Source organism: Pseudoalteromonas sp. SWYJZ12 (genome assembly GCF_015864395.1).
Classification (GTDB): Bacteria; Pseudomonadota; Gammaproteobacteria; order Enterobacterales; family Alteromonadaceae; genus Pseudoalteromonas; species Pseudoalteromonas arctica.
Genome location: NZ_JADYXH010000005.1, coordinates 74,504 through 96,376 on the forward strand (window position 1 = coordinate 74,504; position 21,873 = coordinate 96,376).

General features: G+C 38.9%; 27 protein-coding genes and 3 tRNA genes. 13 read left to right on the forward strand and 17 right to left on the reverse strand.

Annotated features, from left to right (window positions below; all coding sequences use genetic code 11):
• Positions 1 to 11 precede the first annotated feature (11 nt).
• From orn to I6F42_RS08280, 4 genes are all read left to right on the forward strand, one after another.
• Complete coding sequence (orn, locus tag I6F42_RS08265; protein WP_007585019.1) at positions 12 to 557, forward strand: oligoribonuclease; 546 nt, start codon at positions 12 to 14, stop codon at positions 555 to 557.
• A gap of 260 nt (positions 558 to 817) precedes the next feature.
• Positions 818 to 893, forward strand: a tRNA-Gly gene (locus tag I6F42_RS08270).
• Between the two features lie 96 nt (positions 894 to 989).
• Positions 990 to 1,065: transfer RNA gene (locus I6F42_RS08275), tRNA-Gly, on the forward strand.
• Positions 1,066 to 1,184: 119 nt separating this feature from the next.
• A tRNA-Gly gene (locus I6F42_RS08280) sits at positions 1,185 to 1,260 on the forward strand.
• 219 nt (positions 1,261 to 1,479) lie between these two features.
• Here I6F42_RS08280 and I6F42_RS08285 read toward each other — a convergent pair.
• The 3 genes from I6F42_RS08285 to I6F42_RS08295 all read right to left on the reverse strand — a co-directional run bounded on the left by I6F42_RS08285 (position 1,480) and on the right by I6F42_RS08295 (position 2,885).
• Entirely contained in the window at positions 1,480 to 1,908 is a 429-nt protein-coding gene (locus tag I6F42_RS08285; protein ID WP_197151784.1) for a secondary thiamine-phosphate synthase enzyme YjbQ, read from the reverse strand.
• Positions 1,905 to 2,372, reverse strand: a complete 468-nt coding sequence (locus I6F42_RS08290) for a chemotaxis protein CheX (protein ID WP_007580265.1) — start codon at positions 2,370 to 2,372, stop codon at positions 1,905 to 1,907. The genes I6F42_RS08285 and I6F42_RS08290 overlap by 4 nt, the downstream gene beginning before the upstream one ends.
• Before the next feature lie 75 nt (positions 2,373 to 2,447).
• A complete protein-coding gene (locus tag I6F42_RS08295) occupies positions 2,448 to 2,885 on the reverse strand; it encodes a transcriptional repressor (protein WP_007580267.1) in 438 nt (145 codons plus the stop codon).
• A gap of 95 nt (positions 2,886 to 2,980) precedes the next feature.
• On the opposite strand from I6F42_RS08295, the gene I6F42_RS08300 reads away from it, so the two are divergent.
• From I6F42_RS08300 to I6F42_RS08335, 8 genes are all read left to right on the forward strand, one after another.
• Complete coding sequence (locus I6F42_RS08300) at positions 2,981 to 3,601, forward strand: MarC family protein (protein ID WP_024589771.1); 621 nt, start codon at positions 2,981 to 2,983, stop codon at positions 3,599 to 3,601.
• 123 nt (positions 3,602 to 3,724) lie between these two features.
• Positions 3,725 to 4,657, forward strand: a complete 933-nt coding sequence (gene dusA / locus I6F42_RS08305) for a tRNA dihydrouridine(20/20a) synthase DusA (protein ID WP_231616331.1) — start codon at positions 3,725 to 3,727, stop codon at positions 4,655 to 4,657.
• Between the two features lie 244 nt (positions 4,658 to 4,901).
• On the forward strand, positions 4,902 to 5,582 hold the full coding sequence (locus I6F42_RS08310; RefSeq protein WP_010554258.1) for a PspA/IM30 family protein: 681 nt from the start codon (positions 4,902 to 4,904) through the stop codon (positions 5,580 to 5,582).
• Positions 5,583 to 5,591: 9 nt separating this feature from the next.
• Positions 5,592 to 5,798, forward strand: a complete 207-nt coding sequence (locus I6F42_RS08315) for a PspC domain-containing protein (RefSeq protein WP_010554259.1) — start codon at positions 5,592 to 5,594, stop codon at positions 5,796 to 5,798.
• 171 nt (positions 5,799 to 5,969) lie between these two features.
• A complete protein-coding gene (locus I6F42_RS08320; RefSeq protein WP_010554260.1) occupies positions 5,970 to 6,296 on the forward strand; it encodes a hypothetical protein in 327 nt (108 codons plus the stop codon).
• Positions 6,297 to 6,375: 79 nt separating this feature from the next.
• Positions 6,376 to 6,885: a copper chaperone PCu(A)C gene (locus tag I6F42_RS08325; RefSeq protein ID WP_010554261.1), complete on the forward strand. Its 510-nt coding sequence runs from the start codon at positions 6,376 to 6,378 to the stop codon at positions 6,883 to 6,885.
• An 8-nt stretch (positions 6,886 to 6,893) separates the two neighbouring features.
• Positions 6,894 to 7,880, forward strand: a complete 987-nt coding sequence (locus tag I6F42_RS08330) for a DUF2333 family protein (protein WP_010554262.1) — start codon at positions 6,894 to 6,896, stop codon at positions 7,878 to 7,880.
• A 3-nt stretch (positions 7,881 to 7,883) separates the two neighbouring features.
• Entirely contained in the window at positions 7,884 to 8,648 is a 765-nt protein-coding gene (locus I6F42_RS08335; protein ID WP_010554263.1) for a TIGR04219 family outer membrane beta-barrel protein, read from the forward strand.
• Positions 8,649 to 8,681: 33 nt separating this feature from the next.
• Here I6F42_RS08335 and I6F42_RS08340 read toward each other — a convergent pair whose 3' ends face one another.
• The gene (locus I6F42_RS08340; RefSeq protein WP_010554264.1) at positions 8,682 to 9,569 is read right to left on the reverse strand and encodes a TIGR03899 family protein; all 888 of its coding nucleotides are present in this window, start codon (positions 9,567 to 9,569) and stop codon (positions 8,682 to 8,684) included.
• Positions 9,538 to 10,119 (reverse strand): SRPBCC family protein, encoded by a 582-nt coding sequence (locus I6F42_RS08345; RefSeq protein WP_010554265.1) that lies wholly within the window; start codon positions 10,117 to 10,119, stop codon positions 9,538 to 9,540. Before I6F42_RS08345 ends, I6F42_RS08340 begins: the two co-directional genes overlap by 32 nt.
• A gap of 438 nt (positions 10,120 to 10,557) precedes the next feature.
• Here I6F42_RS08345 and I6F42_RS08350 point away from each other — a divergent pair, with 438 nt between their 5' ends.
• Positions 10,558 to 12,735 (forward strand): YgiQ family radical SAM protein, encoded by a 2,178-nt coding sequence (locus tag I6F42_RS08350; protein ID WP_010554266.1) that lies wholly within the window; start codon positions 10,558 to 10,560, stop codon positions 12,733 to 12,735.
• Between the two features lie 191 nt (positions 12,736 to 12,926).
• Here the strand turns inward: I6F42_RS08350 and I6F42_RS08355 are convergent, their stop codons facing one another.
• The 12 genes from I6F42_RS08355 to I6F42_RS08410 all read right to left on the reverse strand — a co-directional run bounded on the left by I6F42_RS08355 (position 12,927) and on the right by I6F42_RS08410 (position 21,873).
• Positions 12,927 to 13,478, reverse strand: a complete 552-nt coding sequence (locus I6F42_RS08355; protein ID WP_010554267.1) for a protein disulfide oxidoreductase — start codon at positions 13,476 to 13,478, stop codon at positions 12,927 to 12,929.
• Positions 13,479 to 13,534: 56 nt separating this feature from the next.
• A complete protein-coding gene (mgtE, locus tag I6F42_RS08360) occupies positions 13,535 to 14,893 on the reverse strand; it encodes a magnesium transporter (protein WP_010554268.1) in 1,359 nt (452 codons plus the stop codon).
• Between the two features lie 130 nt (positions 14,894 to 15,023).
• Complete coding sequence (locus tag I6F42_RS08365; protein WP_002957937.1) at positions 15,024 to 15,296, reverse strand: HPr family phosphocarrier protein; 273 nt, start codon at positions 15,294 to 15,296, stop codon at positions 15,024 to 15,026.
• 42 nt (positions 15,297 to 15,338) lie between these two features.
• Positions 15,339 to 16,184, reverse strand: a complete 846-nt coding sequence (gene rapZ, locus I6F42_RS08370; RefSeq protein WP_010554269.1) for an RNase adapter RapZ — start codon at positions 16,182 to 16,184, stop codon at positions 15,339 to 15,341.
• 18 nt (positions 16,185 to 16,202) lie between these two features.
• Positions 16,203 to 16,655 (reverse strand): PTS IIA-like nitrogen regulatory protein PtsN, encoded by a 453-nt coding sequence (ptsN, locus tag I6F42_RS08375; protein ID WP_024590190.1) that lies wholly within the window; start codon positions 16,653 to 16,655, stop codon positions 16,203 to 16,205.
• A gap of 4 nt (positions 16,656 to 16,659) precedes the next feature.
• Entirely contained in the window at positions 16,660 to 16,947 is a 288-nt protein-coding gene (hpf, locus tag I6F42_RS08380) for a ribosome hibernation promoting factor (protein ID WP_007580301.1), read from the reverse strand.
• A 25-nt stretch (positions 16,948 to 16,972) separates the two neighbouring features.
• Positions 16,973 to 18,472, reverse strand: coding sequence for an RNA polymerase factor sigma-54 (locus I6F42_RS08385; RefSeq protein ID WP_007580303.1), 1,500 nt, complete (start codon positions 18,470 to 18,472; stop codon positions 16,973 to 16,975).
• A 69-nt stretch (positions 18,473 to 18,541) separates the two neighbouring features.
• Positions 18,542 to 19,267: an LPS export ABC transporter ATP-binding protein gene (gene lptB / locus I6F42_RS08390; protein WP_007580304.1), complete on the reverse strand. Its 726-nt coding sequence runs from the start codon at positions 19,265 to 19,267 to the stop codon at positions 18,542 to 18,544.
• Positions 19,264 to 19,809 (reverse strand): lipopolysaccharide transport periplasmic protein LptA, encoded by a 546-nt coding sequence (lptA, locus tag I6F42_RS08395; RefSeq protein WP_007580307.1) that lies wholly within the window; start codon positions 19,807 to 19,809, stop codon positions 19,264 to 19,266. The genes lptB and lptA overlap by 4 nt, the downstream gene beginning before the upstream one ends.
• A complete protein-coding gene (gene lptC / locus I6F42_RS08400) occupies positions 19,799 to 20,353 on the reverse strand; it encodes an LPS export ABC transporter periplasmic protein LptC (protein ID WP_007580308.1) in 555 nt (184 codons plus the stop codon). Before lptC ends, lptA begins: the two co-directional genes overlap by 11 nt.
• Positions 20,350 to 20,901, reverse strand: a complete 552-nt coding sequence (gene kdsC / locus I6F42_RS08405) for a 3-deoxy-manno-octulosonate-8-phosphatase KdsC (RefSeq protein WP_197151789.1) — start codon at positions 20,899 to 20,901, stop codon at positions 20,350 to 20,352. Before kdsC ends, lptC begins: the two co-directional genes overlap by 4 nt.
• Positions 20,902 to 21,873: a KpsF/GutQ family sugar-phosphate isomerase gene (locus tag I6F42_RS08410; protein ID WP_007580312.1), complete on the reverse strand. Its 972-nt coding sequence runs from the start codon at positions 21,871 to 21,873 to the stop codon at positions 20,902 to 20,904.

Below are 21,873 nucleotides of genomic sequence, written 5' to 3' on the forward strand. Positions count from 1 at the left end.
CTTAGGTAATTATGACTATTAATAAATCAAATTTAATTTGGCTCGATCTTGAAATGACAGGGCTCGAACCAGAGACCGATAAAATACTCGAAATTGCGACGGTTGTCACTGACGCAGACCTGAATATATTAGCCGAAGGGCCAACTATAGCTATTCATCAAAGTGATGAATTACTAAATGGCATGGACGAGTGGTGTACTACTCAACATGGTAAGTCGGGTTTAACAGCACGCTGCAAAGCAAGTACCTTTGATGAGGCCTATGCTGTAGAGCAAACTTTAGCGTTTTTAAAGCAGTGGGTACCAGCAGGCACTTCGCCAATGTGTGGTAATTCAATTGGTCAAGACCGCCGCTTTATGAATAAATATATGCGCGAGCTTGAAGACTTCTTTCATTACAGAAATCTTGATGTGAGTACTATTAAAGAATTAGCACGTCGCTGGAAACCAGAAGTGCTTGCAAAAGTGAACAAAAAAGGCTCACACCTTGCTTTGGATGACATTAAAGATTCGATTATGGAATTAAAAGTCTATAGAGAAAATTTCTTTAATTTGTAAAAAACACTTGCAAACAGACTGTATTATTGTAGAATCCTGCCCCGCTCAAGACGATAACCCACGCGGGGTTAGTGTGTTTGAGTGATTGAATTACCATCAATAAATGCGGTACTAGCTCAGTTGCTAGAATGTTGAACGCGACCTGTCGCGCTTAAGCGTAAAATAACTGAAGAAGTGAAAATGCGGTACTAGCTCAGTTGCTAGAATGTTGAACGCGACCTGTCGCGCACCAACGTAAAATAACTGAAGAAATAAAAAATGCGGTACTAGCTCAGTTGGTAGAGCGCGACCTTGCCAAGGTCGAGGTCACGAGTTCGAGCCTCGTGTACCGCTCCAATTTCCAACCAAAAGAAATTGAAGTGAATAAAAGCTAGCTCAGTTGCTAGGATGTTGAACGCAATTTATTGCGCATCAATAAAATAACTGAAAAATGCGGTACTAGCTCAGTTGGTAGAGCGCGACCTTGCCAAGGTCGAGGTCACGAGTTCGAGCCTCGTGTACCGCTCCAATTTCTAACCAAAAGAAATTGTAGTGTTGAATGAAAATATAATGCGGTACTAGCTCAGTTGCTAGAATGTTGAACGCGACATGTCGCGCACCAACGTAAATAACTACAGAAATAAAAATGCGGTACTAGCTCAGTTGGTAGAGCGCGACCTTGCCAAGGTCGAGGTCACGAGTTCGAGCCTCGTGTACCGCTCCAATCTTTTTATATCCTTTCAAAATTTTCTGTATTAAAAATCATAAATAAAATTATAATTTAAAATCCCTCTTATCTACTTTATTCTATGTGCAATATTCAGCATTGAAGTTTTGGTTGTTAGAAGCTATCGCTTCGCCTACAAGAAAGGTGTCGTACTTTGAAGTTATGAGATATGAGTGAGGTACAGAAGAGTTAATACTTTGAAACCTGAAGCTGTTGTTAAAATAGCTCCCCCTGAATAGTTGCTATAACTCGTCTAGAGCCACCAGAATCACGATGTTCACCTAAATAAATGCCTTGCCATGTACCTAACGCTAAATAACCATTTGAAATAGGAATACTTAGCTCGCAGCCTAACGTACTGGTTTTTATGTGTGCAGGCATGTCGTCGTCACCTTCATAATCGTGGCGATAATAAGGTTGACGCTCAGGAACGAATTTATTGAAATGGCTTTCCATGTCCATACGAACAGTGGGATCTGCATTTTCGTTTATTGTAAGGCTCGCTGAGGTATGCTGAACAAATAAATGTAACAAGCCTATTTTGTAACTCGCCAGTTCAGGAAGTTGAGATAATATTTCGTCATCAATTATATGAAAACCTCGCTGGCGAGGCTTTAATATAATTTGCTTTTGCTGCCAACTCATAGTTTATCGAAACTAACTTCGATGTTTGCATTTCCTGCGTCACAGCTAAATGGCATGATGATTTTTTTACCTTGGCTTTTATGAGTAATTGTATGACCTTTACCCGATACCACAATAGGCGTTGCCATATCAAAGTCGAAACCTTTCTCGCCAAGTAAATTTTTAGCACCACCAGTTACCATGTTGGTTATTTCGCCAACCATATCGGTAACTTCTTCATCTATGGTATCAGGGCGTTCGCCAAGCATACGCTCCATGATGGTTAATGCTAATCCTTCATCAAATGTAATTGAAAATGATCCACGCGTTTGCGGGCCAACCATACCAATCAAACCTGATACATCACCACAGGCTATCTCATCAGTTTTAATGCGAGGTTTACCCGGCTTCAATTGAGTTTGAGCCATAGTGCTTAAAACATTAATTAAAGAAGATAAAAAAGGATTGATGAATTCTACATTCATAGTGGCTACTCTTAAATTTGTTCTGTGAAATGACTATATAGTTTGAGTATAGTCACTAAGGATAACTTTGAAGGATTATGATGCTCTACAAGATTCACATTTACCATGTGCTTCTATTGTTTGCCCTGATACGACAAAGCCACCTTCGGCAGCTAGATTATTAAGCTCATGCGAAATTACACTCGAGTGTAATTCTTTAACAAAGCCACATGTATCGCAAATTAATAATTGTACCGGGTGAATATGATCAAAATGATGGCACAGCATAAATGCATTTGTGCTTTCAATTTTATGAATAAAACCTAGTTCAGCTAAAAAGTCTAATGCACGATAAATAGTTGCAGGTTTAGCACCTGTTTCAGTTACTTTTAATTGCTCAAGCAAATCGTATGCACCAACACCACCTTGTGCACTGGCTAATAGACGAAATACCTTCTCGCGGATAGGCGTAAAACGCGCACCACGGTTGTCACAAACTTGTTTTGCTTTACTTACGAGTGATTCTATATTCATCATTACTCTTATCCTTATGCTACCGTGATATACTAACATACTGTGTTGTAGTTGCAGCGTTTTTATTAAGCGCTTTTTACCTAGGAAACCCAGTAATGCACGAACTATTGGCTATATTTATTTTCTTTTTTGCGGTTATTGACCCCATTGGCACTGTACCTGTATTTATTGCAGTCACACGTGGTGATGATGAGAAATTTAAACGTAAAGTTATATTTAAAGCGGTAGGCGTATCTGCATTAGTGCTCTTATTTTTTGTACTCGCAGGTGAGCAATTACTTAACGCAATTGAAATTCCACTTTCGGCTTTTCAAATAGCCGGCGGTATCATATTACTTATTTTTGCGCTTTCAATGATATTTGGTGAAAGTAAGCCTGAAGCCGAGATTAAAAGTGTACGCGACAGCACTGAAACCGCTATTTTTCCGCTTGCGATTCCGTCTATCGCGAGCCCTGGCGCTATGTTAGGCGCCGTATTAATGACTCGTAATGAAGAATATACCTGGGTTGAGCAATTACTAACGTCTTCAATGATGCTTGCTGTATTAGCGGTTGTACTGGTTTTGTTACTGCTTGCAACGCATGTACATAAATTAATTGGTGATAGTGGTGCAAGTATAATAAGTAGAATTATGGGGCTTATTTTAAGCTCGGTTGCGGTTACCAATATTTTAAATGGCATAGCCCATTATTTTGGCTTGCAGGTATTCTCTTAACATTGATGCCTGCCAGGCTTTTGTGTAAAATGCAGCGCCTTTTAAGCTGTGCTTAATAACTTTAATACCCTGAGGTTTGCTTTGAATAAATGTACTTTGGATAGACGCTTTTCTGTGGCCCCCATGCTTGATTGGACTGATCGCCATTGTCGTACTTTTCATCGCAAAATGACTAAACATACTGTGCTTTATACTGAAATGATAACCACAGGGGCTATTTTATTTGGTCGAGGCGACTACTTACATTTTAATAAACACGAAGGCCCAGTTGCACTGCAACTTGGTGGCTCTGATCCTAAAGCGCTTGCGCAATGTGCAAAGCTCGCAGGTGAGCGTGGTTATGACGAAATAAATTTAAATGTAGGTTGCCCGTCAGACAGAGTTCAAAATGGTCGATTTGGCGCATGCTTAATGGCTGAGCCTCAATTAGTTGCTGAGTGTGTTGCAGCAATGAAAAGCGAAGTAAGTATTCCTGTAACTGTTAAAACGCGTATTGGTATTGATGAGCAAGATTCGTATGAGTTTTTATGTGCGCTTATTGAAGCGTCTCATAAAGTAGGGTGTGATGATTTTATTATTCATGCTCGTAAAGCATGGCTTAATGGTTTAAGCCCAAAAGAAAATCGTGAAGTCCCACCGCTTGATTACCCACGTGTTTATCAACTTAAAAAAGATTATCCGCAGCTAGACTTAAGCCTAAATGGCGGTGTTAAAACAATTGAGCAGAGCCTAGAACATCTACAACATATTGATGGTGTAATGATTGGGCGTGAAGCTTACAGTAACCCATTTATGCTCAATGACGTTGATGAGAGAATTTATGGTGATGCTGCAAACACGCAATCACGCCACGACGTAGTGCGCTCAATGTACAGCTACATTGAAGAAGAAATGCGTTTGGGTGCTAATTTTTGGCATATTGCACGTCACATGCTCGGTATTTTTCAGGGGCAGCCTGGTGCGCGAGGTTTTAGACGCCATCTTTCTGAAAGTGGTCACGGTAAGCAAGCTGATTTATCGGTAATGGATAAAGCATTAAGCTTTGTACCAGAATAAAGCTAAGCTTTAAAAATTCTAAATTTTAGCCACTTTCGAGTGGCTTTTTTGATCCTAAAAATTAGTCAAAATCATAATTTATTGGCCAATTACACTCTATGCTGTTCAGCTTAAAGTCACTAAAATTTAGAGTGGTTTTTATTTAATATAATGATTTTAAATGCTTTATTCTTGTTTTTATGAACTTGGCACAACTCTTGGAATCTCCTTGTTGAAATTAATTAAAAATCAACAGGAGAATACCATGGGAATATTTAACCGCGTAAATGATGTAATTCAATCAAACATTGTCGCCATGCTTGATAAAGCAGAAGATCCAGAAAAGCTTTTAAACCTAATGCTTACCGAGATGCAAGATGCATTGAATGAGTCCCGTAGTACAGCAGCCGCTTTATTGTGTGAAGAGAAAGTAATTAATCGCCAAATTGATACTAAAAAAACAGAATTAGCAGCTTGGCAAATTAAAGCAGAACGTGCGGTTGAGAAGGGCAGTGATGACCTTGCTAAGTCTGCCTTACTTGAAAAGCAGCGCGTTAACGAAAGCATTGAAAATAAGCAAACTCAACTAGAAACATTGCAAGAGTCTATTGGAAAAATTAAGTCTGATTGTGAGCGCTTGCAGCAAAAAATGGCTATGGCTAAAACTAAGCAAGCTCAGTTAATGCAACGCCATAATGTTGCCATTGCTAGAGGGCGAATCAGTACGCAACTACAAAGCGATAAAGTAGCTCATGCGTTGTCTCGTTTTGAACAAATAGAGCAGCGTGTTGAAGGTATTGAAGCTCAAGTAGAGGCTTATGAGCTGACTGATACAGCAAGCTCTACCAGTGCCCAAATTGAGTCGTTAGTTAAAAATGAAAAAATTGATGCTGAGTTGGCTCGCTTAAAGGCGAACTTAAATACTAATTTAAAACACACTGCTTAGGAGATTGCTATGAACAGCTTTAACCGTCAACGAGGTTGGTATAAAGATACTCTAAATAAAAAAATATCGGGTGTTTGTAGTGGTTTAGCTCGTAGATTGGACTTTCCGGTATGGGCAACACGCGTAGTTACTATTTTGTTGTTTTTGAGTTTTCCGTTTGCAATTGCACTTGGTTATTTTATAGCGCATTGCTGCCTTGAAAATAAAGAGTATTAATACCAACAGGCATAAATATTTGAACAATTTAACGAATTAAATCACTCTATAACGTTGTTGAAAATTTTCATTTAGAACAACTAGATATAAAAATTTTTGCCTAGTTATAGCGCAATTTCTTATCGTTAAATAGACCTCATATATAAGCCGGTTGGTATAAGGAGAATTACTATGAAAGCTTTGGCAGTATGTGTAATTATCTATTTATTACTGTTTACTGATTTAATAACGTTTGTGCAGATTGATTCTTGGCAGTTGCCGTTATGGATTGCTGATATTAGCTGGGCTGGGCTTGAGCTTGTAGGTGCTTTGGCCGCAATTGTTGCTGTAGTTGCTGTAGTGGCTTTAATTACTATGGGATTAGTTGGTGCGGGTGTAGTGGCATTAGCAGGGACTGTTTTAGCGCTTTTATTCGGATCTATAATGATTGCATGGCCGTTACTATTTGTTGCAGTGTTGTGTTGGCTTGTTGCCGATAACAAAAAAGTAGCCTCTTAATCCTTAATTTGACTGACTATTATAGGTTAACTATGTTAAATTTAGCCTGTAATTTTAAGTTCTCATAAGGATAAGAATGATGACGAAACTATGTTTTTCGATGGCTTCTGCATTAATATTTAGTTTTTTTTCGTCATCGTTGGCGGCGCACTCAGGGCACGATCATGGTTCTGATGTGGCTGTGCTCGAAGTAACTAACGCGCAAGTTAGAGAGTTTTTACCTGGCAGTACTTCAACTGTAGGTTATTTAACGCTAATAAATCACAGTGGAGCCGCAGCAACTTTAACTAAGGCAACTATTGATGGCTTAGGGCGTGTTGAAATACACGAGCATTCACATGTAGACGGCATGATGAAAATGCAACAAGTTGAATCAGTTGAAATTAAAGCGCACGAAAGTGTCAGTTTTCAACCTGGCGGTTATCATTTAATGGTATTTGAACCACAAGAGCCATTAAAAGTAGGGCAAGAACGCAAACTCACGCTATATTTTAGTGACGGTAATCGCTTGTTCACTAATGCTCAAGTCGTGTCGCTTGAAGCGCAAGCTACGCAGTCAAAACCATCTACTCAACACGCTCATCACTAGGAGTACACATGTCGCAACACAAAGGAAAAATAGCAGGAATAGTTGTTTTACTGCTTATCATATTTTACGCAATTGCTGTTTATTGGAGTACTGAGCCTTCACGTTTTGATGTTGTTGCAAACGCCAAAGAGCAAGCGCAGCTTCGTAATGAAAAAATAGTTACGGGTTACGTAACTACTTCTACATTAATTACAGTAGCAAATACCTTACTAGATAAACCCGGTGGCTACTTATCAAATGATGTAATACCACCAAGTATTATTATGGATGATATGCCGGCGTGGGAATATGGCGCGCTAGAAATGGTGCGTGATTTATCGCTTTCTATGCGAAAAGATTTTAGCCGTTCGCAATCACAGTCTACGGAACATGAAGCACTTAAAAAGGCGCAGCCACAGTTTAATATAAGCTCTGAAGCATGGGCATGGCCAAGTGCTGAAGGTGAGTACCAAAAAGGTATTGACTACTTAATGGTATATCGTGGACAAATTGCTAACGAGCATGAGCGTGATAGTCAATTTTATGCACGAGCAGATAACTTACGTAGTTGGCTTAAAGAAGCTGAAAAACGTTTAGGTAGTTTAAGCCAGCGTTTAAGCGCCAGTGTAGGCCAAGAAAAAGTGAATACCGATTTAGCAGGTAATTCATCTAATAAACAAGCAACCCTTGCTCCACTGCAGCAACAAGTAAGAACGCCGTGGTTAGAAATCGACGACGTGTTTTACGAGTCGCGCGGTGCTACTTGGGCGTTACTACACTTTTTACAAGCGATAGAGTATGACTTTAATGATGTACTTGAAAAGAAAAATGCACGTGTAAGCGTTCAACAAATCATACGTGAACTTGAGGCAACTCAAGAAACAGTATGGAGCCCACTTATTTTAAACGGGAATGGTTTTGGCTATGTTGCTAACCACTCTTTAGTTATGGCAAATTATATTTCTAGAGCCAATGCGGCTTTAATCGAACTTAGCGAACTACTAGCTCAAGGATAAAAAATGAAAAAGTATTGTTTAGCAGCAGCCCTTTCAATGGCATGTTTAGCACCAGCGGCGCAAGCTGACACTCTACTAGGTTTATACGTAGGTGTTGATGGATGGAAGTCAGATAACGATGGCCAATTTTCTTATAAAGACAAAGCATCACAAGATTTTGATTTTGAAGATGAGACTTTTGTAAGTTACTACGCGGCGCTTGAGCACCCTGTGCCACTAGTTCCAAACATTAAATTAAAGTATACAGAGCTTGAGCTAAATGGTTCAGCGCTGCTTACAGATACATTTAGCTTTAATGGTTCTAAATATACAATAGGTACTACGGTAGATACTGTAAGTGATTTAACGCATATTGATTATATCTTTTACTACGAAATTTTTGATAACGATTTAATCTCAATTGACTTAGGTTTAAATGTTAAGCAGTTCGACGGTGAAATTACAGTAGAATACGAGGATGATGATTTTCCTCAAAGAGAAACAAAAGACTTCTCTGGTTTTGTTCCTCTTGCATACGGCCGTGCCGAAGCTGGCTTACCATTTACTGGTTTAAGTGTGTTTTTTGAAGGTAGCTTTTTGGCTATTGACGACAGTAAAGTACAAGATTACCAAGTAGGCGTAGCATGGGAACTTATTGATAACTTGGCAGTAGATGTTGCTGTTAAAGCCGGTTACCGCTCTATGGTATTAGAACTTGATGATGTAGATGATATTACTACTGATATTGATGCATCTGGCCCATTTGCGGGTATTCAGGTTCATTTTTAATTAGTATTTTCTAATTAAACAAAGCGTGGCATATTATTTTATTGCGTGCCACGCTAAATCAAACTCTCCCTCTAGCGCATTATTAATCAACTGCTTATAGACCTTATTGACAGGAAAAGTAATGAGTTTAGATAGCTCATCACCTGTTTGAGTAAATTTGTAATAGCTTAATACCAAATCACTACTCTTTGCTTTTAACGTTACTTTTTGCGATAAAAATGAAAGGGTAAGCTCTTGCCCCGCTTTAAGCACTGCAGATTCAATTTCTTTTCTATACAGTAAATTAAGATCCATGAGCGTTAAAATATCAGGAAAGCTAATACCCGTTTTTCCTAAATTTAAAGATACTTTATTTCCTTTTCGTAGCAAATCAAACAAGGACGGTTTTTTGTAAAAGCCGAGTAATATAAAGTGGCTGTCGTCTTTTTCGTTATAGCCTGAGAGCGACACACATTTTTGCAAAGAGTCTGCTTCTCGCTGTGTCATATGTTTTAAAGTTTGTAGGCTTTTAATTGAAAACGTACCAGGGTTAAGTGTTTCTCCTGTTAAAATTTTTGCCCATAAAATTTGCATTGATTCATTAGAAGTATCTTCACACAGCGCTATAAAATGCTCTACCCAATCAACATCGGGCTGTTTACTACTTGCTACATCAGGGCAAAACCCCATAGCCATTGCTAAAATTGACTCTATATTTTGTTGTTGTTTGATAAGTAATAAATCTTGGCGTTTTTGAGCGCGAGCTAAAACAGAGTTTTCACTGTTAATATGATAAAGCGGCTTAATTTGGCCCTTAATATCGTAACTTTGCTCATTAGTAGGTAGTACACCGTTATTACCTACTTTTGTTATAGGGTAACCAAGTAAGGATTCGATGATGTTGGCAAGATTAATTCTCGCCTGTGCTGTTTTGATTGTCATGGCTGTGCATTGTCCTTTGTGAATGACTAAGCTGAGCAACAGTTTTAAGGTTATTTAATCCCAGAGACACTGTATTGCGCAGCACATACTCGCTCAAAATTGCGGTGTAGCCAGATATTAAAGGAGTGGTTGTTTGCCCTTCAATATTACATATTAAAGTAACAATACCGTTTTGCTCACTAAAATTAAATGTTCCTCTGATAATATGTTCAGCATTTAAAAGTATGTTAAAGCTGACCTTATTTTGGCTTACCGAAGTTATGATCATTTCACCATAACCCCATTTCCCTTTCCAAGACTGATGAGCCCCTAAGCCAGAACTGGGTTCGCCCAAAGTAAAGCGTATGCTGGAGTCTACTTTTTCCCACGGAGACCATTTTTGCCATTGACTAAAGTCGGTGACAAGCGGCTTTACTACTTCTATATTTGCATTGATTTCAATTGTTTTATTCACACTATAGCTTTGAGGGAGTATCAGCCCTATCAGTACGAGTACTAATAGTAATAACAGTACGCCTTTAATTAATATTTTTAATAGCTTAATAAGCACACCTTTATTCGTTTTTTGAGCTAAAATACAACAACTTTTATTAATGGACTATAGTATGAATTAGATTATAAACCAAAAATAATTTATTAATTGTTACTTAGTTGCATGAATACTGTTAGAGCTATATTTTTAATGAAGCTATGAAATAAATACACTTGTTGAAAGTTTTGATTCTACATTTCTTGGTTTTGTAAAATGAACCAATAAGATGTGAAGCATAGAATCAGTAAAATTACTTAAAGATTTGGGGAGTGTTTTATGTATGCATACTTATTTTAAAAATCGAACTTATAAATAAACGCTTAACAAAGGCTATTTTTATTATTCAAGATAATGAACGATTTAGAATTTAAGGCGCGATATGCTTTGACTACTTTGTATATATAAACAATTTAGTAGGGTATAATTCGCGCCTTTTGTTATTCTACGGCCACAATTATGAGCACACTCAAAGCTAAGCGCGCCTTATTTTCATACCCTAAATACTGGGCTGAATGTTATGGCACCGCGCCATTTTTACCAACTACACGTGAAGAAATGGATGCACTTGGCTGGGATAGCTGCGACATAATAATAATTAGTGGCGACGCGTACGTCGATCATCCTAGTTTTGGTATGGCGGTAATTGGCCGTGTACTTGAAGCGCAAGGCTTTAGAGTGGGTATTATTGCCCAGCCAGCATGGGACTCTAAAGATGCATTTATGGAACTAGGCAGACCGAATTTATTTTTTGGTGTAACAGCTGGCAACATGGATTCGATGATCAATCGCTATACAGCTGAAAAGCGTATGCGCCACGATGATGCTTACACGCCAGATAACGTAGGTGGTAAACGTCCAGATCGCGCCGTAATGATTTACTCGCAAAAATGCCGTGAAGCATACAAAGGTATCCCAATTGTTATTGGCGGTATTGAAGCCAGCCTTCGTCGTATAGCTCATTACGACTATTGGCAAGAAAAAGTACGTCGTAGTATTTTGTTTGATGCAAAAGCTGATATTTTAATTTACGGTAACGCAGAGCGTCCGTTAGTTGAAGTTGCACACCGTATTGCCGCAGGCGAAACAATGGATACTATTCAAGATATTCGCGGCACGGCTGTTATCAGAAGAGAACCTTTACCAGGTTGGCGTGGAAGTGACTCTACGGCTATAGATAAAATTGGTAAAATCGACCCAATTCCAAATCCATACGGCGCGGATGATGTTGGCTGTAGTAAATCTGAATTTAAACAAGCCGGTATAGATTTAAAAGCAGAAGCTGCAAAACCAATTATGGTTCAGCCTGCGCGACCTAAGCCATGGGAAAAAACTTACGTTAAGTTACCTGCTTATGAGCAAGTAAGTGTTAACAAACCTTTATACGCCCACGCTTCGCGTATTCTACATCAAGAAACAAATCCTGGTTGTGCAAGAGCACTGTTTCAGCGACACGGCGATCGTTCTATTTGGGTAAACCCGCCAGCATACCCATTAGAAACACATGAGATGGATGCTGTGTTTGGTTTACCGTATCAGCGTATTCCTCACCCAAGTTACGGCGACTCTAAAATTCCTGCTTACGACATGATAAAAACGTCAGTTAATATTATGCGCGGTTGTTTTGGTGGGTGTTCGTTTTGCTCAATTACGGAGCATGAAGGGCGTATTATTCAAAGCCGTTCGCAAGAATCAATTATTGAAGAAATTGAACAGATTAGAGATAAAGTACCCGGTTTTACTGGTGTTATTTCTGATTTAGGTGGTCCAACTGCAAATATGTATAAACTGCGTTGTACGAGCAAAAAGGCAGAAAGTACCTGTAGACGTTTATCATGTGTGTATCCTGAAATTTGTAAGCATATGGATACAGATCATACGCCAACAATAGACTTATATAAAAAAGCACGTGAAGTTAAGGGTATCAAAAAGGTATTGATTGCTTCTGGAGTTCGTTACGACTTAGCTGTACGCGACCCGCGTTACGTTAAAGAATTAGTAACGCATCATGTAGGTGGCTACTTAAAAATAGCGCCAGAGCATACAGAGGATGGTCCATTATCAAAAATGATGAAACCAGGTATGGGGGCGTACGATCAATTTAAAGAATTATTTGATAAGTATTCTAAAGAAGCCGGTAAAAAGCAGTATTTAATTCCTTACTTTATATCTGCTCACCCAGGGACAAAAGATGAAGACATGGTAAACATGGCTTTATGGCTTAAATCAAACGACTTTAAGCTTGATCAGGTACAAAATTTTTACCCATCACCGATGGCTAATGCGACGACTATTTACCACACAGAAATGAACTCTTTACGTAATATAAAAAACAATACAGAAGTTGTTCCAGTACCTAAAGGTGCTCGCCAACGTAGATTACATAAAGCTATTTTACGTTACCATGATGCAGCAGGTTGGCCGATGATACGTGAAGCACTGCGTAAACTGGGTAAAGCTAATTTAATTGGTAAAGGGCCTAACTGTTTAGTGCCTGAAGAAGGGCGTGATGAAAAAGCAGGTAAAGGTGGCAGTAAAGGCGGACGTCCGGCACTAACGCGACATACCGGTTTTAGCCAATTTAAAAAGGCAAACACTAAACCAAAAGTAGGCGGTAATCGTCAAAGTACACGTTAGTGATTCAATCTATTAATAACTAGTAGATTAGTTTAATTACGCCAAGGGTTTTTAAGCCCTTTTCATGCGTAAATTAAGTAAACCTTGCTCTTTATTATCTATATTATTGTAGGTGATAAAGAGCGAGCTTTTAGAAACCCCTCTTGAGATAGCACGTATTTAGTGTCTATATACTTGCAGTTAGTTTTTTCTTAAAACGTTGATGATAACCACAAACGTAATTTAAGTGACCATAACGGCTGAATGCCTGTTAGCCCTTGCGTCATTTTATTATCTTTTAAGATTATATAAGATGGCGTGACTTGCCCTTGCCAATCGGCAAATATCTCACCGTGTTGATCGTTGACAGTGATAAAACTGTAGCCATGATCATTTAGATACTCATGTAGCTTTTGATCCGAACCTGATTTTACTGCGATGCTCACGATAGGGTAGTTATTCTCGTTTGCGAGTTCGTTTATGGCAGGGGAGGTAATACTACAAATAGGGCACCAAGTTCCCCAAAAATAGACAAGTGTTGGTTTATCTTGGCTCATTGCTGCTAAATCAATGTTTTGCCCTTTATAATCTATTAATTGTAATTGAGGATTTGCTGGCATAACAGGTTGTCGCCACCAATTGACAGCGTTATAAATTACGAAAAATATGAAACCATATATCAACACACTTTTTAATATTGATAGGCCTTTTTGTTTTGGCGTTTTGTTAGGTGTGTCTTTTTTATTTTTGGTATCCGTTGTCATAGTTGCAGCTTTACCCTAAGTGTTTTTTACTTTAGTTATTTGCAAAGGTTTCTAATTTAAACCAGCAACCAAGTAGCAGTACCTAAAAAGGCGAATATACCCACAATATCTGTCACCGTGGTTAGCACCACACTCCCTGCAAGTGCTGGGTCTATATTCATTCTTTTAAGAATAATAGGGATACTCGCACCAGCAACACCTGCCACCACTAAGTTCATAAACATAGCGAAGGCGAGTACGCCACCAAGCATAAAGTCCCACTGCCATAGGGCAATAACACCTGCTATTAACAACGACCACAAAACACCGTTTAACGCGCCAATAGCAAGCTCTTTCATCATCAAGAAACGTTGGTTTGTTTGATTTATATGACCTACCGCAATACCACGAATAACAAGCGTTAATGATTGGCTACCTGCAACACCGCCCATAGAAGGGACAATACCGTTAAGTACAGCTAAAATAGGTAAAACATCTAAAGTGCCTTCAAAAAAGCTAGCTACAAAAGCAGCTGCAAGTGCAGTTAGTAAGTTGACACCTAACCAAACTGAGCGTTTTTTAGAGCTTTTTAGTACTGGCGCAAAGGTATCTTCTTCATCATCAAGGCCGGCTAAGCCCAATAAACTATGCTCAGCATCTTCTCGGATTACGTCAACGATGTCATCGATAGTGACACGACCAAGGAGCTGATCGTTATCATCAACTACGGGGGCCGATATCCAATTATGACGTTCAAATAATTGCGCGACTTCACTTTCATCCATTGAGATTGGAATTGATTCACAATCTTCATCCATTAAATCGCGAACAATTTTTTCTGGCGGGTTAGTTAATAATGTACTTAGCGATAAAGCGCCTATAAAGCAGTTATGCTTATCAACAACGTACAAGTCATCGGTACCTTCTGGTAACTCGCCACGTAGCCTAATATATCTAAGTACAACATCAAGCGTAACGTCAGGGCGAATGGTCACCGTATCGGTGTTCATTAGCGCGCCAGCAGAACGCTCTTGATACGAAAGTGCTTGTGTTGCACGTTCACGGTCTTGAATGTCCATCGCGCTAACAACGTCTTTATAGACGGTGTCTGGCAGACTACGTAATACTTCACCTAAGTCATCGTGGCCCATATCTTCTGTTGCGGCTGCAATGTGCTTAGGTTCCATTTGGGCAATAATGCCTAAACGAACATCTTCTGAGAGTTCTTCAAGAACATCACCTTGCACATCAGGATCAACCAACTGCCAAAGGAGTCGGCGAATTTTATGTGGTGATGATTCTAATAATAATGCGGTATCACAAGGAGCTGTTTTTGCGAGCATGCGCCTAACTTGAACAAATTGACCACTATTGAGTGACTTAGTCACCTGTTTTAGTTGCTGTAGTGGGTAATCTTGTTCAAAAGCTTCAGGCATTGGCGTCCTTTATAAATTTTTATATTACTTTATGGGGAGAGGTGAGTTAACTGGCGTCACTAACCGTATTTATTTTATATATCTGTTTTAGTTGGGGCATTAGTAATGCGAGCATTATTTTTATAACTGTTTATTCTTGTTCATTAAAACGTTGTGCTATTAATTCTCCAACAGCATGTAAAGCTTGCTCAGAATCGGGGCCTTTACATACAACTTTTACTTCTTTGCCTTGGCTACTTTCAAGTAACATTAGTGCAAGTACGCTATCGCCTGCAGCTTCTTTGTCATCTTGAAATAATGTAATTGTCGCATCAAACTGCACTGCCAATTGGGCAAGCACGGTGGCTGCTCTGGCGTGCAATCCTAATTTGTTTTTTATTAAAAAAGTGTCTTCACAATGCATAACTTACTCTACCTAAGCTGAACAGGTGATTATTCAGCTATATTATTTTTCTTGTTCGCGATGGCGAATTTTCACATTGGGATGTGTCATTGCAAAACTTTCACCAATAGTTTGCGCTAAATATACAGAGCGATGTTGTCCGCCTGTACACCCAATAGCAATGGTTAAATAACTGCGGTTATTTCGCTCTAAGTGCGGTAACCATGTTTGTACAAATGTTTGAATTTGCCATGTGAATTTTTGCACTATGCTGTGATTGGCCAAATAATCTTTAACAGGTTGATCTAACCCATTTAAAGGTTTTAATTCAGGTTCCCAATGTGGATTGGGTAAAAAGCGTGCATCAAATACGTAATCTGCTTCTTTTGGTATACCGTATTTAAAACCAAACGATTCAAACGTGACAATCAGTTGCTTATCTTTTTTACCTAAAATCTTTTCACGAATAGATTCAGCAAGTTGATGAACACTCAAATCAGTCGTGTCTATCATAAAGTCGGCGCGGGTGATTAATACATCAAGTAATTCTTTTTCTTTTTTGATGGCTAAATCAAGAGGCAACGAGTCAATTGATAGTGGGTGTAATCTACGAGTTTCAGAAAAACGTTTGATCAATGTTTGATCGTCGCTATCTAAATAAAATAACGTAGGTTTTGCAAAGCCAGGCAAGTATTCAAGAATATCGTTAAATTCATCTTGTTGTTTAGGGATGTTACGCACATCAATGCTAACAGCAATTTTATCGTAGCTATCAGACACACTGCGAACTAATGAAGGAAGCAAGTTAACTGGAATATTATCTACGCAATAATAACCTAAATCTTCTACAACGCGTAAAGCAACCGACTTTCCAGAACCAGAACGGCCGCTTATGATAATTAACTCCATTTAACACCCTTTATAAAACTATGATTGATTGACAATAACTTGGTAAAGCTCAGTATCTGATTTTGCACTGCGTAACTGTTTACAAAAATCTTTGTTGTTTAGTTTATCAGCAATGGTTGCTAGAGTCTTTAAGTGCTGCTGGTTATCGCCATCTGGTACGATGAGTGCGACGAAAATATCAACAGGGCGATTATCGATTGCATCAAAATTTATTGGAGTTTCGCTAACGAGTACTAAAGCCAAAGGCTCTTCTGCACCGCTCATTCTTCCATGAGGAATGGCAATGCCACGCCCTATACCTGTACTACCGAGTTTCTCTCTGCTCATTAAAGCATTAAGAATATCTTGTTGCGGTAAATACGGAAGTTTGTCGTGAGCAAGTTCGCTAATGAACTCTAAAATTCTTTTTTTGCTATTAAAAAGGACCGCAGCTTTGCTGCAGTCCTGGCATATAAGTGAGCTTAATTTCATCATATTAGTGTCGAGCAAGCTTCTCTTTGTGTTTAATTACTTGTCGATCGAGCTTGTCGATCAACGAGTCAATGGCGGCATACATATCTTGATGTTCTGTAGAGGCAAATAGCTCAGCACCGCTTACGTGTATGGTGGCTTCTGCTTTTTGATTTAATTTTTCTACATCGAGAATGACATGAACATTATTAATATGATCAGAGTGTCTTTCTAGCTTCGCAAATTTGGTATTAATATAGTCTCTTAGTGAATCGGTTAATTCTACGTGACGACCAGTTAAGTTTAGTTGCATAAGCATTACCCTCTTTTTTTGCGTCTTAAATCAAACTTTTACGTTGATTTGACGGTGGAATAGCCAGAGATTCGCGGTATTTTGCGATTGTACGTCTCGCTACTTTAATTCCTTGCTCAGCCAATATATCCGCTATTTTGCTATCACTCAATGGTTTTGCTGAGTTTTCTGCTGCGATTAATTTTCGGATAAGCGCACGGATTGCTGTAGATGAACATTCACCACCGTTTTCGGTGCTTACATGGCTTGAGAAAAAATATTTAAGCTCAAATATACCACGGGGTGTGTGCATATACTTTTGGGTTGTTACGCGCGAAATTGTTGATTCGTGCATTTCTACCATTTCAGCAACATCATTTAAAACCATTGGTTTCATGGCTTCAGGACCGTGTTCAAAAAAGCCTTGTTGTTGCTTAACAATACAATTTGTTACTTTTAATAGCGTGTCGTTTCTACTTTCTAAGCTTTTAATAAACCATTTAGCTTCTTGTAAATGCGAGCGAATAAACTGGCTGTCACCACTGGATTTTACAGTGCGAGACATTGCCGCGTATTGGCTATTAACACGAATTTTAGGCATGCTATCTGGGTTTAACTCAACAACCCAGCGGCCTTTAATTTTTTTAACTGACACATCAGGAATAACATACTCAGATTCTTCTCTTACAATAGTATCTGCAGGTTTAGGGCTAAGAGTATGTATTAATGTCATTACTTCTTTAAGCTCTTCTTCTTTGAGCTTAGTTTTCTTCATTAATGTACGATAGTCACGAGCAGCTAATAAATCAATATGCTCGGTTAAAATCATTTTTGTTTCATTAATGTAAGGTGTTTCTTTATCAAACTGGTTAAGCTGAATACACAAACACTCTTGTAAACTACGTGCAGCAATACCAACAGGATCAAACAGTTGGATGCGTTTTAATACAGCTTCAATTTCATCAAGTTCGACTTCGTTATCATCTTCGTTTTCTTGATTAAAGCTTTCTAAAATCTCTTCGCAGCTTAGTGTTAAAATACCTGAATCATCGACGGCTTCTACAATAGCAATAGCAATAGCTTCGTCTGTAGGGCTAAATGGCGTTAGTTGTAACTGCCACATTAAATACTCATGGAGCGTTTCAGTAGAGGCACCTTGGTATATTGATTCGTCTTCAGGCATCGGACCCGATGATGCTGCTGGGGCGGCACTCATGTACTCATCCCAACTAACATCCATAGCCATGTCGTCACTTAGCGTGTCTTTTGCAAGTGCTTCACCACTATCTTGTTCATATTCGCTTGGAGCATCATCGGCAGATGCGCTAACAGTTATGTCATCTGTATCTGCTTTTTGCTCGTTTTTACCTGCAGCGTCTTCGGAATAGTCTGCTTCTTCAACCTCTAATAGCGGGTTGCTGTCGAGAGCTTCTTGTATTTCTTGCTGGAGATCCAATGTACTGAGTTGCAACAAACGAATAGCTTGTTGCAACTGTGGAGTCATTGTAAGTTGCTGGCCCATGCGCAGCTGTAGTGATTGCCTCATGTATCTCTAACAATCCTTTTATGTTGTTATAATTAATACTAGCAGATGCTTAAAGACATGGCGTAAATGTTACAGCCTAAATTGCTCGCCTAAGTAAACATCGCGTACTGTTTTATCATTTAATACGTGTTCTGGAGTACCTGATGCAATCAGCTCCCCATGAGAAACAATGTAGGCTTTTTCACAAACATCAAGGGTTTCTCTTACGTTATGATCGGTAATTAATACACCAATCCCACGATTTTTGAGATGTTCTATTATTTTCTTTATGTCTAATACCGAAATCGGGTCAACACCTGCAAATGGTTCATCTAGTAATATAAATTTAGGATCTGCTGCCAGCGCACGTGCTATTTCCACACGACGACGTTCGCCACCCGACAATGCCATACCTTGGCTATCACGAATGTGTTGTATGCTAAATTCATCTAATAATTTATCGAGAGTGTCTTCTCTAGCTTGTTTATTTAACTCTTTGCGCGTTTCTAAAATGGCCATTAAGTTTTGATAAACAGTCAGCTTTCTGAATATTGAAGACTCTTGCGGTAAGTAGCCAATGCCTAATCTAGCACGACTATGCATAGGTAAAAGAGTAATATCGTTATCGTCTATCGATATTTTACCTTTGTCGCTAGGTACAAGTCCTACTATCATATAAAACGTGGTGGTTTTACCTGCGCCGTTAGGGCCAAGTAAGCCAACAATACTGCCAGCTTTGACTTCAAGGCCGACGTTTTTTACAACTTCACGGCCTTTATAGCTCTTTGCTAATAGCTCTGCTTTTAATGTGCTCATGGTTGACCTTTGTCGCTTTTTTTACTTTTTTTAGTCTCGATTGGCACTAAAATTGTGTGAACGCGGTCAGTTGAGTTTTCATCTTTTTCGGCACTGATTAGCTGCTGCTCTATATCGTAGGTAATGCTTTTAGCATTTATTTTTTGTCCCGCTTGCGATACTTGTGCATTACCAACAAGCGTTAAAAAACGCTTAGATACATCATAACGTACTTCGTCAGCACTGGCGCTCATAGTCGTGCCATCTGATTGCTTTTCTTCAAAGTGCGCAGGGCTACCTGTAGCAATTAATAATTGTTTATTATCACCAAGTTCATCGCGTTTATGTACTTCTAAGCGGTCGGCTGTGATACGGCGATTACCGTGAATAATTTCAACATTTTTCTCAAAAATCCCGACATTAGCTTTTAATTGACCTTCTTGCTTATCGGCGCTTATTGAAATTTGATTTGCAGTCGGTTGCGTGTTTTGCTCGGCAGCACTACTATTAAACGCTAGTATAAGTGTAGGAATAATAAGTGATTTTAATATTTTATTGGTCATAATATATGGTTCGCGTATGGTTAATTAGTTTTATCACTTCGGTTTTTAAGTCGGCTTCTAGGCCTTTACCAGTGATTTTTAAATTGGGTCCAGTGATGATAACGGGTTGCTCCGAACGCATTGTTAATAGCTTTATATCTACCTGAATATTATCAGCATTGATTTTGTCTATCATGGCGTTATCGGTTAAGTTTTTGGCAACCACATTGCCTTCTAAAATTAATTGTTTGTCTTCGTATAATGTTGCTTCGTCTGCATTTATTTGCCACGTTTGCTTTTCGTTATATAAAGTAAAAATAGGTTTTTCAAAAAACGTAAAACCTAATTGTTGATATAGCTCCATTTTAGCCGCAGTGACTTTGTGGCTAATTTTACCTTGTTCGTCATAGGCTGTTTGTTTGAGTTCAATGGCTATGTAATCAGGCTTGGCAATAACTTCAGGCTCAGTCTGAGGCACAATATTTGTTTGTGTAAAATAAGGGTACCAAAGCCAAACCATACAGCTAATGAATAAAACGCTTAATATTATGCGCGCTGCATTCATGAACTAGTGCCTTGTGTAGTCAATGCTTTACCATTTTCAAGCATAAGTAAGTCGGTGAGCTCTCTTACTGCACCAAAGCCGCCAGGCATTTGCGTTACATAGTGTGATAAACGTTTAATAAGTGGATGGGCATCATTTACTGCAACAGCAAAGCCGACTAATTCCATAACGGGCATGTCAGGACCATCATCACCGATATAAGCAATTTGTTCATCGCTAAGGTTGAGTTTGTCTTTTAATTCTTGATAGGCAATGAGCTTATTTTCTTGGCCTTGATAAATATGCTGTACGGTTAAGCTGCTCATACGTTGTTGCACTATTTGTGAAAGACGACCAGTAATTACAGCCACTTCAAAGCCACTGTTTATAAGCGCTTTAATGCCAAAACCATCTTTTGTATTAAATGCTTTTAGCTCTTCACCTTGATTACCAAGATAAATACGGCCATCAGAAAATACACCATCAATATCGCATATAAGTAGCTTTACTTTTTTAGCGCGTGCTTTTGCATCATCGCTCAGCGGTTGATAGAGTTCTTCAAATTGCATTTATAATACTCCTGCTTTTAATAGGTCTTGCATGTTTAATGCGCCAATAGGTTGGTTTTTCTCATTGACGACGATTAAGCCATTTATACGTTTGTGTTCCATAATGTTAAGCGCTTCAGCGGCTAAAATATCTTGTGTAGCCGTAGTACATGACTTAGTCATAACAACATCTATTTGTGTTGTATGAATATCAATTCTTTGCTCTAAAATACGACGCAAATCGCCATCGGTAAATAATCCCACGAGCTGCTGATTTTCATCAACAATGGCTGTCATACCTAAACCTTTAGCAGACATTTCAATGAGGGCGTCTTTAACTGTTTGTGAAACGCTAATAATAGGTGTATTTGCGCCGCTGTGCATAACATCTTTTAAAGTAAGTAATAAACGCTTGCCTAAACTACCACCTGGGTGAGATAGCGCGAAGTCATCAGCTGTAAACCCGCGAGCTTCTAATAATGCAACTGCCATGGCATCGCCCATCGCAAGCGTTGCAGTGGTACTTGATGTAGGAGCTAGACCCAATGAACAGGCTTCTTTTTCTACTTTAATACACACATGTACATTAGCAAGGGTCGCCATGGTTGATTGCGTATTGCCAGTCATCGCTATCATTTTGGCACCAAGTCGTTTTAAAACCGGAATGATATTTAAAACTTCGCTGGTCTCCCCTGAATTGGAAATAAGCATAACCACGTCATTTTTAGTGATCATACCTAAATCACCATGACTTGCTTCACCAGGGTGAACAAAAAATGCTGGACTGCCAGTACTTGCAAGGGTTGCCGCTATTTTATTGCCAATATGACCTGACTTACCCATACCAATGACAATAATACGGCCTTCGCAGTCGTACATTAATTGGCACGCGTTATGAAAGTTTTCATCTACATATTGTGCAATATCACTAAGTGCTTGGCGCTCAACATCTAAAACGCGAAGGCCTTGTTCAATAAAATTTAGCGTTGCCAT

Excerpts from the sequence above, each read along its gene's own strand:
- I6F42_RS08335 (WP_010554263.1), top strand. The coding sequence starts at position 7,884 with ATGAAAAAGTATTGTTTAGCAGCAGCCCTTTCAATGGCATGTTTAGCA.
- dusA (WP_231616331.1), top strand. The coding sequence starts at position 3,725 with ATGCTTGATTGGACTGATCGCCATTGTCGTACTTTTCATCGCAAAATG.
- I6F42_RS08355 (WP_010554267.1), bottom strand. The coding sequence starts at position 13,478 with ATGACAACGGATACCAAAAATAAAAAAGACACACCTAACAAAACGCCA.
- I6F42_RS08320 (WP_010554260.1), top strand. The coding sequence starts at position 5,970 with ATGAAAGCTTTGGCAGTATGTGTAATTATCTATTTATTACTGTTTACT.
- lptB (WP_007580304.1), bottom strand. The coding sequence starts at position 19,267 with ATGAGCACATTAAAAGCAGAGCTATTAGCAAAGAGCTATAAAGGCCGT.
- I6F42_RS08315 (WP_010554259.1), top strand. The coding sequence starts at position 5,592 with ATGAACAGCTTTAACCGTCAACGAGGTTGGTATAAAGATACTCTAAAT.
- rapZ (WP_010554269.1), bottom strand. The coding sequence starts at position 16,184 with ATGGAGTTAATTATCATAAGCGGCCGTTCTGGTTCTGGAAAGTCGGTT.
- orn (WP_007585019.1), top strand. The coding sequence starts at position 12 with ATGACTATTAATAAATCAAATTTAATTTGGCTCGATCTTGAAATGACA.
- lptA (WP_007580307.1), bottom strand. The coding sequence starts at position 19,809 with ATGACCAATAAAATATTAAAATCACTTATTATTCCTACACTTATACTA.
- I6F42_RS08295 (WP_007580267.1), bottom strand. The coding sequence starts at position 2,885 with ATGAATATAGAATCACTCGTAAGTAAAGCAAAACAAGTTTGTGACAAC.
- I6F42_RS08365 (WP_002957937.1), bottom strand. The coding sequence starts at position 15,296 with ATGCATTGTGAAGACACTTTTTTAATAAAAAACAAATTAGGATTGCAC.
- I6F42_RS08330 (WP_010554262.1), top strand. The coding sequence starts at position 6,894 with ATGTCGCAACACAAAGGAAAAATAGCAGGAATAGTTGTTTTACTGCTT.
- I6F42_RS08310 (WP_010554258.1), top strand. The coding sequence starts at position 4,902 with ATGGGAATATTTAACCGCGTAAATGATGTAATTCAATCAAACATTGTC.
- I6F42_RS08385 (WP_007580303.1), bottom strand. The coding sequence starts at position 18,472 with ATGAGGCAATCACTACAGCTGCGCATGGGCCAGCAACTTACAATGACT.
- hpf (WP_007580301.1), bottom strand. The coding sequence starts at position 16,947 with ATGCAACTAAACTTAACTGGTCGTCACGTAGAATTAACCGATTCACTA.
- I6F42_RS08340 (WP_010554264.1), bottom strand. The coding sequence starts at position 9,569 with ATGACAATCAAAACAGCACAGGCGAGAATTAATCTTGCCAACATCATC.
- kdsC (WP_197151789.1), bottom strand. The coding sequence starts at position 20,901 with ATGCAATTTGAAGAACTCTATCAACCGCTGAGCGATGATGCAAAAGCA.
- I6F42_RS08290 (WP_007580265.1), bottom strand. The coding sequence starts at position 2,372 with ATGAATGTAGAATTCATCAATCCTTTTTTATCTTCTTTAATTAATGTT.
- I6F42_RS08350 (WP_010554266.1), top strand. The coding sequence starts at position 10,558 with ATGAGCACACTCAAAGCTAAGCGCGCCTTATTTTCATACCCTAAATAC.
- lptC (WP_007580308.1), bottom strand. The coding sequence starts at position 20,353 with ATGAATGCAGCGCGCATAATATTAAGCGTTTTATTCATTAGCTGTATG.
- ptsN (WP_024590190.1), bottom strand. The coding sequence starts at position 16,655 with ATGAAATTAAGCTCACTTATATGCCAGGACTGCAGCAAAGCTGCGGTC.
- I6F42_RS08285 (WP_197151784.1), bottom strand. The coding sequence starts at position 1,908 with ATGAGTTGGCAGCAAAAGCAAATTATATTAAAGCCTCGCCAGCGAGGT.
- I6F42_RS08325 (WP_010554261.1), top strand. The coding sequence starts at position 6,376 with ATGACGAAACTATGTTTTTCGATGGCTTCTGCATTAATATTTAGTTTT.
- I6F42_RS08300 (WP_024589771.1), top strand. The coding sequence starts at position 2,981 with ATGCACGAACTATTGGCTATATTTATTTTCTTTTTTGCGGTTATTGAC.
- mgtE (WP_010554268.1), bottom strand. The coding sequence starts at position 14,893 with ATGCCTGAAGCTTTTGAACAAGATTACCCACTACAGCAACTAAAACAG.
- I6F42_RS08410 (WP_007580312.1), bottom strand. The coding sequence starts at position 21,873 with ATGGCAACGCTAAATTTTATTGAACAAGGCCTTCGCGTTTTAGATGTT.